At 63.5% G+C, this 13,225-nt stretch carries 11 protein-coding genes; 5 read left to right on the top strand and 6 right to left on the bottom strand.

Annotated elements, in window-relative coordinates:
• The first annotated feature begins 156 nt into the window (after positions 1-156).
• Both ACIOAU_RS21690 and ACIOAU_RS21695 read left to right on the top strand, forming a co-directional pair.
• The gene (locus ACIOAU_RS21690) at positions 157-1,479 is read left to right on the top strand and encodes an OprD family porin (protein ID WP_401184544.1); all 1,323 of its coding nucleotides are present in this window, start codon (positions 157-159) and stop codon (positions 1,477-1,479) included.
• A gap of 203 nt (positions 1,480-1,682) precedes the next feature.
• A complete protein-coding gene (locus ACIOAU_RS21695; protein ID WP_101322943.1) occupies positions 1,683-3,179 on the top strand; it encodes a sensor domain-containing diguanylate cyclase in 1,497 nt (498 codons plus the stop codon).
• Here ACIOAU_RS21695 and ACIOAU_RS21700 read toward each other — a convergent pair.
• Entirely contained in the window at positions 3,176-3,652 is a 477-nt protein-coding gene (locus ACIOAU_RS21700) for a PA2169 family four-helix-bundle protein (RefSeq protein ID WP_401184547.1), read from the bottom strand. The two genes, ACIOAU_RS21695 and ACIOAU_RS21700, sit on opposite strands and share 4 nt — an antisense overlap.
• Before the next feature lie 199 nt (positions 3,653-3,851).
• On the opposite strand from ACIOAU_RS21700, the gene ACIOAU_RS21705 reads away from it, so the two are divergent.
• Entirely contained in the window at positions 3,852-4,073 is a 222-nt protein-coding gene (locus tag ACIOAU_RS21705; protein WP_401184550.1) for a DUF3820 family protein, read from the top strand.
• 34 nt (positions 4,074-4,107) lie between these two features.
• Here ACIOAU_RS21705 and ACIOAU_RS21710 read toward each other — a convergent pair whose 3' ends face one another.
• Genes ACIOAU_RS21710 through ptsP form a run of 3 tightly spaced genes read right to left on the bottom strand, consistent with a single transcriptional unit; the run spans position 4,108 to position 9,640 of the window.
• On the bottom strand, positions 4,108-5,844 hold the full coding sequence (locus ACIOAU_RS21710; protein ID WP_101316600.1) for a PTS fructose-like transporter subunit IIB: 1,737 nt from the start codon (positions 5,842-5,844) through the stop codon (positions 4,108-4,110).
• Complete coding sequence (gene pfkB, locus ACIOAU_RS21715; RefSeq protein WP_401184553.1) at positions 5,841-6,788, bottom strand: 1-phosphofructokinase; 948 nt, start codon at positions 6,786-6,788, stop codon at positions 5,841-5,843. Before pfkB ends, ACIOAU_RS21710 begins: the two co-directional genes overlap by 4 nt.
• Positions 6,788-9,640 (bottom strand): phosphoenolpyruvate--protein phosphotransferase, encoded by a 2,853-nt coding sequence (ptsP, locus tag ACIOAU_RS21720; protein ID WP_220633102.1) that lies wholly within the window; start codon positions 9,638-9,640, stop codon positions 6,788-6,790. The genes pfkB and ptsP overlap by 1 nt, the downstream gene beginning before the upstream one ends.
• A 282-nt stretch (positions 9,641-9,922) precedes the next feature.
• Between ptsP and cra the strand changes: the two genes are divergently transcribed.
• Together cra and ACIOAU_RS21730 are read left to right on the top strand one after the other, a co-directional pair.
• On the top strand, positions 9,923-10,918 hold the full coding sequence (gene cra, locus ACIOAU_RS21725) for a catabolite repressor/activator (protein WP_101316594.1): 996 nt from the start codon (positions 9,923-9,925) through the stop codon (positions 10,916-10,918).
• 2 nt (positions 10,919-10,920) lie between these two features.
• A complete protein-coding gene (locus tag ACIOAU_RS21730; RefSeq protein WP_401184557.1) occupies positions 10,921-11,697 on the top strand; it encodes a TatD family hydrolase in 777 nt (258 codons plus the stop codon).
• An 8-nt stretch (positions 11,698-11,705) separates the two neighbouring features.
• On the opposite strand, the gene ampE is transcribed toward ACIOAU_RS21730, so the two are convergent.
• Both ampE and ampD read right to left on the bottom strand, forming a co-directional pair.
• Entirely contained in the window at positions 11,706-12,536 is an 831-nt protein-coding gene (gene ampE / locus ACIOAU_RS21735) for a regulatory signaling modulator protein AmpE (RefSeq protein WP_401184559.1), read from the bottom strand.
• On the bottom strand, positions 12,533-13,099 hold the full coding sequence (gene ampD, locus ACIOAU_RS21740) for a 1,6-anhydro-N-acetylmuramyl-L-alanine amidase AmpD (RefSeq protein ID WP_401184562.1): 567 nt from the start codon (positions 13,097-13,099) through the stop codon (positions 12,533-12,535). The genes ampE and ampD overlap by 4 nt, the downstream gene beginning before the upstream one ends.
• Positions 13,100-13,225 lie beyond the last annotated feature (126 nt).

Consider the following 13,225-nt stretch of genomic DNA (forward strand, 5'->3'; position numbering starts at 1 on the left):
CTGCGCGCCGATATGTTAGCCTCTTCAAGCCGCTGCTGATCAGCGGCTTTTTTTATGTCCAAAATTTGCACCACGCAGATACCTTGACTCACTGCAGTCACTGCGTTTTTCGACAATAAAAATTGCCCCACCGTCAGACCAAAGGAGCTCTAACCGGTGTCTTCCGCTTTCCGTTTCACCCCGCTGTTCATTGCATTCGCCGCAACGATGCCAAGCGTTGCCCACGCCGACGAAGCCGCTGAAGGTTTTGTCGCAGGCTCCTCGTTCAACCTGCATCTGCGCAACGCCTACTTCAACCGCAACAACCTCAATAGCGGTGTGCGCGACAACCGTGAATGGGGCCAGGGTTTCGTCGCCCGCTTCGAGTCCGGCTACACCCCGGGCACTGTCGGCTTCGGCCTGGATGCGCACGCCATGCTCGGGCTCAAGCTCGATGGCGGTGGCGGCTATGCCGGCACCAGCATCCTGCCTGAACACACCAAGGCCAACGGCGAGCTGGGCGCTGCGCCGCACGCCTTCTCCACTGCCGGTGCCGCGCTCAAGCTCAAGGCGTTCGACACCGAGCTCAAGGCCGGAGACTTGTTCCTCAGCAACCCGGTCATCGCCGGCGGCGAAACGCGCATGCTGCCGCAGACCTTTCGCGGCGTCAGCCTGAGCAACAACAGCATCGACGGCCTGCTCCTCGAAGGCGGCCAGGTCAGCTTCACCAAGCCGTACAACCAGAGCGGCCACCGCCGCATCGACACTTACTACGGCGCCTTGCAGGACAACCGCGACAGTCAGCACCTGAGCTGGGCCGGCGCCTCCTGGAGCGGCAGCGAAGCGATCACCAGCAACCTCTATGCAGCCGAGCTGAAGGACATCTGGAACCAGTACTACTTCGACTTTGACTACACCTATGCAGTCAACGACCTGGTCAGCTTCAACCCGGGTTTGCACTTCTATCACACCCAGGACACCGGCCAGGCGCTGCTGGGCGACATCGACAACAACACGTTCAGCCTGCACTTCACGGTCAACGCCGGTCATCACAGCGTTACCGCCGCCTATCAGCGGGTCAACGGCAACACGCCGTTCGACTACATCAATCTGGGTGACAGCGTGTTCCTCGACAACTCGCGGATGTACTCGGACTTCAACGCACCGAACGAGCGCTCGTGGAAGCTGGCCTACGGTTATGATTTTGCCGGCCTCGGCGTCGATGGCCTGAGCACTGAGCTGTCGTACTCACGCGGTGAAGCTGACCTGACCAAGGCAGCGCAAAACAACGCCTACTACGACTACTACAATGCCGACGGCAAGCACGCCACCCATTGGGAACGTGACCTGGACATCAAGTACGTATTCCAGCAGGGCGACTTCAAAGACCTGTCGGTACTGCTGCGTTATGCCAGCCATCGCGCCAACCAGGCCTACGCTGCCGAGCAGGACAACGATGAAATCCGCCTGATCGTGGATTATCCGCTCAACCTGTTCTGATCGCGGCCTGCAAGCACGGGGCACTCTGCAATGCGGCTTTGCCGCTGCAGAGCGCCCCGTATCAGCCCCGCCAGCGCTGCACGCACTCGTCGGATGGCCAGATAACTTCTTGTCCGACAATCACCGCTTCCCTACACTACCGCCGCCCCGCCCTGGCCCTCCCCTCAAGGACACGAGGGACTTACGCAGTTGCGAGCCTCATGTTGCCCAATCGATCACCGGGGAATGCCCCGCTCAAGTCGCACCCCGAACTGTTGCTCAATCTAGGCAGCTGCCTGGCTGTGCTCGCGATTTTGGCGATAGTGGTGTTCTTGCTCGCCCGCGAACGCGACAGCGTCGAGCAGTCGGCAATCCGCTCGTCGAGTAACATCGTCCAGCTGATCGAGAGCGATGTGCTACGCAACATCGAGCTTTACGACCAGTCCCTGCAAGGGCTGATCTGGGCAGTCGGGCGCAAGGAATTGACTGGCGTGCCGAGCGAGCTGCGCCAGCGGCTGCTGTTCAACGAAGCCTTCATCGACCGCCGGCGCGGTGACGTACTGTGGATCGATGCGCAGGGGAACGTGATTGGCGACTCCACCAGCGCTGTCCCGCGCAAGGCCAACTTCGCCGACACAAAGGTATTCAAGGCCCATCAGGCCGACCCCAGCCTGGGCATGTTGATCGGCCCACCGTTCAAGGCCAGGCTTGGCGACCTGGACTGGTGCATCAGTTTCAGCCGGCGTATCAACGGGCTGAATGGTGAGTTCGCAGGTATTGCTGCCGGCGCACTGCGCCTGGGTTACGTCAGCGAGCTGTTCCAGCGCCTGGATATCGGTGTCGACAGCAGCATCAGCCTGTTCAACACCGACGGTCAGTTGCTGGCGCGCCATCCCAGTGCGGCACCCAGTACGCTGATCGGCAGCAACTTCAGCAGCCGGCCCAACTTCCAGCGCATCCTCAGCCAACGCAGTGGCAGCTTTACTGCCAAGTCCAGTGCTTCCGGGGTCGAGCGCCTGTACACCTTCGCCCAGGTTGCCGACCAGCCACTCGTTGTGGTGGTAGCGCACTCGAGCGATGAAGTATTCCAGTCATGGCGCCGTACCGCCGCCGTGGTGAGCATCGCCACGGGCGTGCTGTGCATCGCCATCCTGTGGCTGACGGTGCTGCTCGGACGCGAGCTGCGCCGTCGTCAGGAGCTCGAACTAGGCCTGGAAAAACTGGCGGCAACCGACAGCTTGACCGGCCTTGCCAACCGCCGGCGGCTGGATCAGGTGCTGCGTCTGGAATGGGCACGGGCACAGCGCAACCGCAGGCCGTTGGCGATCCTGATGGTCGATATCGATCATTTCAAGGCGTTCAATCAACGCCACGGGCATGCCGGTGGTGACCATGCATTGCGGGAGGTCGCGAAAACCATAGAAGGCTGTATTCGCAGGCCTTCAGACTTGGCAGCGCGCTACGGCGGCGAGGAATTTCAGATCGTGCTGCCGGAAACCGAACAGGCTGGCGCACTGCTGCTGGCGCAGCGGATAAAGCAGGGGGTGGAGGGCTTGGCGCCATTTGGCGCAGATACCCACTCGGTGACGGTGAGCATCGGCATCGGCCTGTACATCCCCGGTACCCAGCAAGACTTGGCCAGTCTGCTGAGCACCGCGGACGAGGCCCTCTACCGGGCCAAGGCCAAAGGCCGTAACCGGGTAGAGGGACCGCTCGATTAAGAGCGGGCGCGTGCTGCGTCGCGCAGGGCCTTCACTTCATCATGATTGCGCTGTACGCCTTGTAGCTGGGTTTCGACCAGGTTGTAGCTGCTATCGGTAGCAGTACGGCCGAGTTTGACCAGCTTCTCACGGGCCTCTTTGTAAGCCTTGAGGGCGTGGTCTTCACCGCGCTCGACTTCATTGAGGATCGCTTCGTCGTCCTTGCCGGTCAGCAGCGACTTCAGATTGACCCAACCGCGGTGCAGATCACCACTGACGCTGGTAGAGGTTTCTGGATCGCCGCCCAGACGACGCACTTCGCTCTGCAGCTCGGCAGCCGAGGTAGCGCAGCCAGCAGCGCGCTTGACGAAGAACGCTTTCAGCTCAGGATTCTTCACGTCCTCGGCAGAGGTCTTGAAGCCTTTCTCGCCATCCTTGCTGTATTCGATCAGGTCGTTGAGGACGTCGATTACATCTTTGTTTGGATTGCTCATTGCTCAAACTCCTTGGCAGTGGGAAGTGGTTATATACAGAGCAGGCTTCGTGCCAATTTATCGAGCAACAAAAAATACTTATAAATCATTAGCTTACGGATTAATGCTTAACGCTTGTAAACGGCGTTCTGCATGATCACCGCTTGGGCCCTCGTGCAGATTGCAGTATCGTCGGCGCTTTATCTGGAGGCGGCTGGCGATGAAACCTGAATACCTGCAACTGCTGGTGACCCGCAGCATGCCATTCGGCAGGTACCAGGGCCGGCTGTTGGCCGATCTGCCTGGCGATTACCTTGGCTGGTTTGCGCGCAAGGGCTTTCCGCCAGGTGAGCTAGGGGCGCTGCTGGCTTTGATGCATGAGATTGATCACAACGGGCTGGGTGAACTGCTGGTGCCATTGCGGCACAAGCACAAACGCTAGGCCCCTTCACCCGAAGGGGCCTGGCGCTCAGGTCTCAGGCCTTGACCGGCGCTATCGCCAGCTCGACCTGCTCTTTACGCTTGAGCACGGCATAGATCAGCGCCGTGACCAGGCTGCCGGCGGCAATCGCCAGCAAGTACAACAGCGCATGGTTGATCGCATTGGGGATCAACAACACGAACAGGCCGCCATGCGGCGCCATCAGCTTGCAGCCAAAGTACATCGACAGCGCCCCGGTCAACGCGCCACCGATGACGCTTGCTGGTATCACCCGCAACGGGTCCTTGGCAGCAAACGGGATCGCCCCTTCGGAGATAAAGCACAGGCCTAATGCCAAGGCTGCCTTGCCTGCCTCGCGCTCACTCTGGGCGAACTTGCTGCGGGCGATCAGGCTGGCGATTCCCAGGCCGATCGGCGGCACCATGCCGGCAGCCATGGTCGCGGCCATCGGTGCAAAGCTCTGGTTCGACAGCAGGCCGACCGAGAACGCATAGGCCGCCTTGTTGATCGGCCCGCCAAGGTCCACACACATCATCCCGCCCAGCAGCAGCCCGAGCAGGATGGCATTGGTGGTGCCCATGTTGTCGAGGAACTGGGTCAGGCCCGCAAGCATCGAGGCGACCGGTTGGCCCACCACATAGATCATCACCAGGCCGGTGAACAGGCTGGCCAGCAGCGGGATGATCAGGATCGGCTTGAGTGCCTCGAGGCTGCTCGGCAAGCGCACCCAGCGACTGATCGCCTTGGCGCTGTAGCCGGCCAGAAAGCCGGCTACGATGCCGCCGATAAAGCCCGCGCCAAGAATGGTCGCCAGCATCCCGCCGATCATCCCCGGCGCAAGGCCAGGGCGGTCGGCAATCGACCAGGCGATGTAACCAGCCAACAGCGGCACCATCAGTTTGAAGGCTGCCTCAGCGCCGATCTGCATTAACGCCGCCGGCAGGGTGCCGGGCACTTCGTGGGCATTGATGCCGAACACGAAGGACAAGGCGATCAGCAAACCGCCAGCTACCACCATGGGCAGCATGAACGACACACCGGTCAGCAGGTGCTTGTACACGCCGCTTTTTTCGCTGCTGGCCGTGGCCCCCGCGGCGGCATCGGCAGCGCTTTCCTGCTTGGCTTCGAGCAGGGCCTTGTCGAGGGTGGCCTTGGCTTGCTTGAGAGCAATGCCGGTACCGCAGCGGTATACCCGCTTGCCGGCAAAGCGCGCAGTGGGCACTTCGATGTCGGCCGCCAGCAGTACCACATCGGCCTCGGCAATGGCCTGCGCCGACAGCGGATTGCGCGCACCGACCGAACCCTGAGTTTCCACCGTGAGCTGGTAGCCCAGTTGCTGCGCTGCCTGCTGCAAGGCTTCGGCAGCCATGAAGGTGTGGGCCACGCCGGTTGGACAGGCCGTGACCGCGACGATCTTCGGCGGCCCCAGCGCGGCCGGTGCATCGACCACGGCGCTGGCGCTGTGGACCTGCGCCTGTGCAGCTGCCTCATCGAGAAAACTCTCGCGATCGGCCAACGCCTGAGCCGGTGTACTCTGGTACAGGCGTTTGCCAACGAAGCGCGACAGATCGACCGCGCCGGTACTGATCACCAGCACCCAGTCGGCCTCGGCGATCTGCGTGGCGCTCAAATTGCGCTCGGGGTGCTCGGCATCCTGCACCTCGACGCTGGTGCTCCAGCCGCGTCGCTGCGCTGCAGCCGCCAGCAGACGCGCGCTGAGTACGCTGGAGACCTGGCCGTTGGGGCAGGCGGTGACAATGGCAATGTTCATCGGCAAGCCTCTTGTTGTTCTGTGATGTGTACGCCTGCTTGCAGTTGCTCCAGCTGCACGCGGTCGCGGATACCAAAGCCGACCTGCGTCACCGCCTGGGCGGCGATGGCGGTGGCGCGGCGCAGCGTCTGTGTTGGCGCCTCGCCCTGCAACAGGCCATGGACCATGCCGGCCACCAGCGAGTCACCGGCACCGACCGTGCTCGCCACGCGCACCTGCGGCGGTTGTGCGTGCAGCACGGTACCTGCGCGGTACCAGCTGACGCCGTGCTCGCCTTGCGACACCACTACATGCTCGATGCCGCTTGCCAGTAGTTGGCTGGCAGCCTGCTGCTGTTCGGCCCGGCCGGTGACGCTGTGGCCGAGCACCTCAGCAAGCTCGTCGGTGTTCGGCTTGACCAGCCAGGGCGCTGCCTGAAGGCCGGCGCGCAAGGCCTCGCCGCTGCTGTCCAGAGCAATCTTCAAGCCTTGCGCCTTGAGCTGCCCGAGCAGCTCGGCAAACCACTGCGGGTCGATGCCGCGCGGCAGACTGCCGGCGACCACCACCGCGTCATGGCCTGGCGCAATCTGCAGCAGCTTGCGCATCAGCGCGCTGCGTGAAGCGGCATCGACCTCCGGGCCCTGACCGTTGATATCGGTCACGCAGCCGTTGGCCTCGACCAGCTTGATGTTGCTGCGCGTCTCGCCGGCCACGCGGACAAAGCAGTCGGCAAAGCCGCGCCACTGGATCAGCGCTTCAAACAGCTGCAGGTTGTCGCGGCCAAGAAACCCGCCGACGGTCACGCTGTGGCCAAGGTCGGCCAGCACCTGGGCGACATTCAGGCCCTTGCCGGCGGCGTGGCTGTGCTGCGCCTGGCTGCGGTTGACCTGGCCTGCGCGCAAGCTGTCGAGGCTGACGGTGATATCCAGCGCCGGGTTCAGGGTCAGGGTGAGGATCTTGGCCATCAGTAGTGCTCCACCAACGCGCGCACGGCGGCGGCGCTGTCTTGTTGCAGGGCCTCGAGCGCAAGCGCACGGGCCGTCTGGTAATCACGCTGGCGCACCAGCGCCTTGACTTCGGCGACGCTGCGCGAGGCCACGCTGAGCTCGTCGACCTCAAGCCCAAGCAATATGGCCACCGCTTGCGGGTCGGCGGCCAGCTCGCCACAGACCCCCACCCACTTGCCTTCGGCATGGGCGGCGCGCACGGTCATGTCGATCAGGCGCAGCACTGCCGGGTGCAGGCCATCGGCCTGGGCCGACAGGCTCGGGTGGCCGCGGTCGATGGCCAGGGTGTACTGGGTCAGGTCGTTGGTGCCGATGCTGAAGAAGTCCACCTCGCGCGCCAGCTGTGGCGCCAGCAAGGCCGCGGAAGGCACCTCGACCATGATCCCCAGTTGCAGGTCGGCGACCGGGATCTCTTCGCGCAGTTGTTCGACCATGGCCTTGGCTTCGCGCCACTCGTGGATCTGCCCGACCATCGGGAACATGATCCGCAGGGGGCGGCCGTCGGCGGCCTGCAACAATGCGCGCAACTGGTCGCGCATGATCTGCGGGCGCTGCAAGGTAAGGCGCACACCGCGTACGCCAAGGAACGGGTTGTCTTCGCGTGCGATCGGCCAGTACGGCAGCGGTTTGTCGCCGCCGACATCCAGCGTGCGCACTACCAGCGGCCGCCCGTCGAGACCATCGAGTACGCGCCGGTATTCGGCTTCCTGGGTTGCCACGTCGGGCGCCTGCGGGTGGGCCATGAAGATCAGCTCGGTGCGCAGCAGGCCAACCCCTTCGGCGCCCTGCTCGACCACTTTGTCGATGCCTTGGCTGCCGCCGATGTTGGCAAAAACTTCGATGGCATGGCCGTCGCGGGTGACGGCGGGTTGATGGCGGCTGGCCCAGGCTTGCTGCAGGCGCTGTTCACGCTGGTCGCGTTCGGTCAACGCGCGTTGCAGCTCATCCGCGGCCGGCGCCACGCTGACCCGGCCGCGCTGGCCGTCGAGCAGCAGCGGCGTGCCGGGGGCCAGCAACAGCATCGCCGCGCCTGCACCGACTACCGCCGGGATGCCCAACGCACGCGCAACGATGGCGCTATGGGCAGTAGCGCCACCTTGGGCGGTGACGATGCCGGCGACCCGCTGCGGATCGAGCCGGGCGACGTCGGACGGGCCGACTTCGGTCATCACCAGCACATACGGCTCTGTTGGCTCAGGGGTATCGATGACGCCGCACAGTTGCGCCAGCACGCGCCGACCAATGTCACGCAGATCGGCGGCGCGCTCGGCGAGCAGTGCGTCGTGCAGGGCTTCCTGCTGGCGCGCGGCGGCCTCGATAACGCTCATCCAGGCGGCGGCAGCGCTTTCGCCCTGGCCCAGGCGTTGCTCGACTTCGTCCATCAGGGCCGGGTCGGCGAGCATTTCCTGATGGGTGATGAATATCTCGCCGATGGCTTTGTCGCTGCGCTGCACCAGTGCCTGCAATTCTGCATTGACGGTTTCCAGCGCAGCGCGCAATTGCGCTCGCTCCTGGCTTGGCGAGACACCGCGCAGCGGATAGTCGATGTCACGTTCGACGCAGATATGCGCCGGCCCGCAGGCAATCCCCGGGGCCGCAGGCACGCCTTGAATCAGACTGCCAGGCACAGGTGCCGAGAGCGGTTCGGCAACCACTACGACCTCTTCGGTGCAAGCTTGGGGCAGTGCTTCAACGGTTTCACCAAGACCGTCGGCGATGGCCGCCAGCAACACCGGCAGGGCATCGTTGGCAATATTCGGCTCGGCAATCAATTCCAGCGTCTGACCACGGCGGGCGCCGAGGCCGAGCAGCTTGCTCAGGCTCTTCACCGATACCGCCGGCTGGCTGTCGTCGAGCAGACGAATACGGATTTCACCCTCGAAGCCTTTGGCCAGTTGCGCCAGCACCTTGGCCGGGCGTGCATGCAGGCCGTGGGCATTGGCCAGCACAATCCGTGCACTGGGCCAGTCGGCCGGAACTTCACCGCCGAGCACTTCAAGCACGGTGCGGCTGCTGGTGGCCTGATAGAGCATCTGTCCACGGCCTTCGATCAGCACTTCGCACAGGCGCTCGAGCAACGCCTGATGGGCAGCACCCAGGCTGGCCAGGCAGAACAGACCATTGAGCGGCTGATCGCGATAACGCAGCGGCTGCTGCGGGGTGATGAACGCCAGCCCCGGCTGGCGTACCTGCCGCTCGCTGTGCAGCCACCACAGGCCTTCGCCCAGCGGCAGCGGCTCGGCCTGCTGCAGCATGGCGGCAAAGCCGCTTTCGACGCAGCCGGCGCGTTGCAGCAAACGAGCGCCGCGCCAGGCCAGCTCTTCGAAGTCGTCAGCCGGCAGGTTCAGGCTGACCAACTGCGCATCCAGCGCCAGCGCCTGCGGTGCGCCCTGCAATAGTTTGAGCAGCGCCTCGGCCGAACTGGCCCGGCGCAGTGCCTGGGCCAGGTCGGTCTCACCGAGGGCGCGGGTCAGCAGTTGCAGCAGGCGCAGGTGTTCGTCGGAGCGGGCGGCGATGGCAATCGCCAGGTAGACCATCTGCCCATCACCCCAGTCCACGCCCTCGGGGAACTGCATCAAGCGCACGCCGGTGGCAAACACCTGATCACGCGTCTGCGGCGTGCCGTGGGGAATGGCAATGCCCTGACCGAGGAAGGTCGAGCCTTGCTCCTCGCGGTCCTGCAAGCCTTGCAGGTAGCCCTCGGCAACCAGCCCATCGGCAACCAGGCAGTCAGCCAGCAGGCGCAGAGCCTGGCCTTTGTCGGCGGCAGACTGACCCATGGCTATCTGCTCTTTGGCGAGCTCGAGCATGACCTTCTCCTTTTGCAGTCCCGCAGCGGGTACTGAGGTATTGTTGTGAAATTCAGCAAAACAACCAGCTCAACAGCCGACGCAGGCGGCAGTGCCCGCTGATAATTGTCGGCTGAAACGTTTAATCTGACCAGGCGGCCACGTTACTCGATAATCTTGCGACGAAAAAGCCCCATCCCGTCGGACAATTGCGACAATGGTCGCCTGCGCGCAGGCTTGAGGCTGGGTCAAACTACCCAATCAGGTGCCACAGCCAGTCCCGGAAATAACAAGGAAAATTCGGTGAAACTCAGTGATATCGCCCGTCTGGCAGGTGTTTCAGTCACCACCGCCAGCTATGTCATCAACGGCAAGGCCGAACAGCAGCGTATCAGCAGCGCCACCGTCGAGCGTGTCCAGGCGGTTGTCGACGCCCATGGTTTCACGCCAAACCCCCAGGCGGCGGGTCTGCGCAGCCGGCACACGCGCACGTTGGGCTTCATTCTCCCGGATCTGGAGAACCCCAGCTATGCACGCATTGCCAAGCAACTCGAACAGGCGGCCCGCGCGCGTGGCTACCAACTGCTGATCGCCAGCAGCGACGACCAGCCGGACATCGAGCGGCAACTGCAGCAGCTGTTCCGGGCCCGGCGCTGCGATGCGCTGTTCGTCGCCAGTTGCTTGCCAGGTGAGGACGATAGCTACCGCGCCTTGCAAGACAAAGGCCTGCCGGTAATTGCCATCGACCGTGGCCTTGACCCTACGCACTTCTGCTCGGTCATCAGCGACGATCGCGATGCCAGCCAGCAACTCGCCCGCAGCCTGCTGGCAACCGCCCCGCGCAGCATTGCCCTGATCGGTGCACGCCCAGAACTGTCGGTCAGCCAGGCCCGGGCCGGCGGCTTCGATCAAGCCCTGCAGCAGTTCACCGGGGAGATCCGCCGCTATCAGGGCGAAGCGTTCAGCCGCGAGTGCGGCCAGCGCTTGATGGAGCAATTGATTGCCGAGCATGGCGGCTTGCCGGATGCGCTGGTGACCACCTCCTATGTACTGCTGCAAGGGGTGTTCGACGCCCTCCAGGCCCGCCCGGCCGAATCACGCCAGCTGCAGCTGGGCACCTTCGGTGACAACCAATTGCTCGATTTCCTGCCGCTGCCAGTCAATGCCATGGCCCAGCAGCACGGGCTGATCGCCGCCGCCGCGCTGGAGCTGGCCCTGGCGGCCATCGAACAGAAGCGCTACCAGCCGGGTGTGCACGCGGTACCGCGAACCTTCAAGCAACGTATTCAGCCGACCTGACCATGCGCCTGATCGATACCCACAGCCATCTGGACTTCCCAGAGTTCGACGCCGACCGCGAGCATGTTTTGGGTAATGCCGCAGCGAGCGGCGTGGAACGGGTGGTGGTACTGGGGGTGACGGCAGATAACCTGCAGCGGGTCTGGCAACTGGCTTGCAGCGACCCGCGTGTGTATGCCGCACTAGGTCTGCACCCGGTGTTTCTGGCCCAGCATCGGCCTGAACATCTGCTGGAACTGCGCAACTGGTTCGAGCGCCTGCGCGGCGACCCGCGCCTATGTGCGGTGGGCGAGATCGGCCTGGACTACTACCTGCCGGAGCTCGACCCTGCCGAACAACAGGCTTTGTTTGAAGCGCAATTGCAGATCGCCTGCGACTTCGACCTACCGGCGCTGCTGCACGTACGCCGCAGCCATGCCCAGGTGATCGCCACGCTCAAGCGTTATCGCTTGCAACGGGCTGGCATCATCCACGCCTTTGCCGGCAGCTTCGAAGAGGCCCGCGAATACATCAAGCTCGGCTTCAAGCTGGGCTTGGGCGGCGCGGCGACCTGGCCGCAAGCGCTACGCCTGCGCAAGACCGTGGCACGCTTACCGCTGGAAAGCGTGGTACTGGAGACCGACGCGCCGGACATGGCGCCGGCAATGTACCCAGGCCTGCGTAACAGCCCCGAGCACTTACCGCAGATCGCTCAGGTGCTGGCCGAGTTGATGGGCGTCGCCCCGGAGCAGCTGGCGGCCGCGTCCAGCCGCACAGCCTGCGGGCTGTTTGGCTGGTAGCGCCTCCTCTACAGCAACACCGTCCACAGAGCAAAGGCCGCATACCACAGCACTGCCGAGCGCAACAGCAACTCCCACAAGCTGTCCAGACGGGCCAGGCCCAACTGGCTATCTTCCTGTTCGGGGATGTCGTCAGCGGCACGCCCAACCCGGGTTACCAGCAGCGCAGCGCTGATACGCCAATTGAGCAACTCGTGCAGCATTACCCGCATCACCGCGACAAAGTTGCCGACCAGGGCAAAGCTCAGGGTCAGCACCCGCACTGGCAGCCAATCCATGACATGCCGCAGCTGCTCGGCCCTGGCTTTAAGCGCGGGCTGTCCGCTGTACTCGCTACACAGCACCAGCAGCCGATAGGCCAATGCCGCGCCAGGCCCGAGCAGGAAGTACCAGAAGATCACCGCAAAGAAACTCTGGTAGGCGTGCCACAACAGATACCCCTGCACCTTCACCAGCAAACTCGGCGCATCATCGGCCTGCATGCCCAGGTCACGATCAGCGACATGCAGCGCCGCCTGCTCATCCCCCCGGTGCCAGGCATCGCGCAATGGCCCCAACGCCGCCTTGGCATCACCGCGGCCTAGACTGTAGATCAACACCAGCAAGTGCACCGGCAATGCCAGCAGGCCGTACGCCACCGGCTCGAGCACATGCAGCAGCAAAACAAGCAGCGCGACCGGCGCCAGTACCAGAACCGCCAACTGCCACCAGGGCTGTTGTTTGCCACTGCGCTCAAGCCGGGCCAGCTCGCCTAGAAAAAAGCCGTCACGTTGCAACCGCTGACGCAGCGCCGAAAACTTCTCGACCCACAGCACCAGCACCAACACCAGAAAACTCATGGTTGTCCCTCATTGTTCAGCAAGTCGGCGCGATAACGTGGCCAGTCAAAGGCGGCGCCGGGGTCGGTCTTGCGCCCCGGCGCGATCTCGTCATGGCCGCGAATGCGCTGCACATCGATCGCCGGCCAGGCCGCACATATCTGTTGCGTAAGGCGCGCCAGGGTCGCGTACTGAGCATCGCTGTAAGGCATTTCGTCGGTGCCTTCCAGTTCAATGCCGATGGAAAAGTCATTGCAGCCTTCCCGCCCATCGAAGCGCGACACGCCAGCATGCCAGGCACGGTCAAGCAAAGAGACGAACTGGGTAACGTCACCGTCACGCTCGACGAACAGGTGAGCGGAGACGGTCAGATGGCAGATGTCTTGAAAATAAGGATGCTCGGTCGGGTCGAGCTGGTTCTGGAAGAACTGCTGCACCTTGCCGGTGCCGAAGCATGCCGGAGGCAGGCTGATGTTGTGGATCACCAGCAACGAGATAGCCTCGCCCGCAGGGCGTTCGTTGAAGTTTGGCGAAGGGCAGTGAGTGACGCCGGCAAACCAGCCGGTCGCGGGGTCCAGTTGCATCGGGCAGATCCTGAATATCATCAACCAGGGGCGTTCAGTATGCCCTAGTGGTCCGGCAGGGTGATTCGGTTATCTAGCCAATTTGTTTCGTCTTGCGCATCCGGGGGGCTTTAATCCGATGAATGA

This window comes from Pseudomonas sp. NPDC088322, assembly GCF_044740745.1.
Classification (GTDB): Bacteria; Pseudomonadota; Gammaproteobacteria; order Pseudomonadales; family Pseudomonadaceae; genus Aquipseudomonas; species Aquipseudomonas shirazensis.

What these genes read in the sequence shown, in the direction of transcription:
- pfkB (WP_401184553.1), bottom strand. Translation starts at nt 6,788, where the DNA reads ATGGCCAAGATCCTCACCCTGACCCTGAACCCGGCGCTGGATATCACC.
- ampD (WP_401184562.1), bottom strand. Translation starts at nt 13,099, where the DNA reads ATGCAACTGGACCCCGCGACCGGCTGGTTTGCCGGCGTCACTCACTGC.
- ptsP (WP_220633102.1), bottom strand. Translation starts at nt 9,640, where the DNA reads ATGCTCGAGCTCGCCAAAGAGCAGATAGCCATGGGTCAGTCTGCCGCC.
- ACIOAU_RS21700 (WP_401184547.1), bottom strand. Translation starts at nt 3,652, where the DNA reads ATGAGCAATCCAAACAAAGATGTAATCGACGTCCTCAACGACCTGATC.
- ACIOAU_RS21730 (WP_401184557.1), top strand. Translation starts at nt 10,921, where the DNA reads ATGCGCCTGATCGATACCCACAGCCATCTGGACTTCCCAGAGTTCGAC.
- ACIOAU_RS21710 (WP_101316600.1), bottom strand. Translation starts at nt 5,844, where the DNA reads ATGAACATTGCCATTGTCACCGCCTGCCCCAACGGCCAGGTCTCCAGC.
- ACIOAU_RS21705 (WP_401184550.1), top strand. Translation starts at nt 3,852, where the DNA reads ATGAAACCTGAATACCTGCAACTGCTGGTGACCCGCAGCATGCCATTC.
- ampE (WP_401184559.1), bottom strand. Translation starts at nt 12,536, where the DNA reads ATGAGTTTTCTGGTGTTGGTGCTGGTGCTGTGGGTCGAGAAGTTTTCG.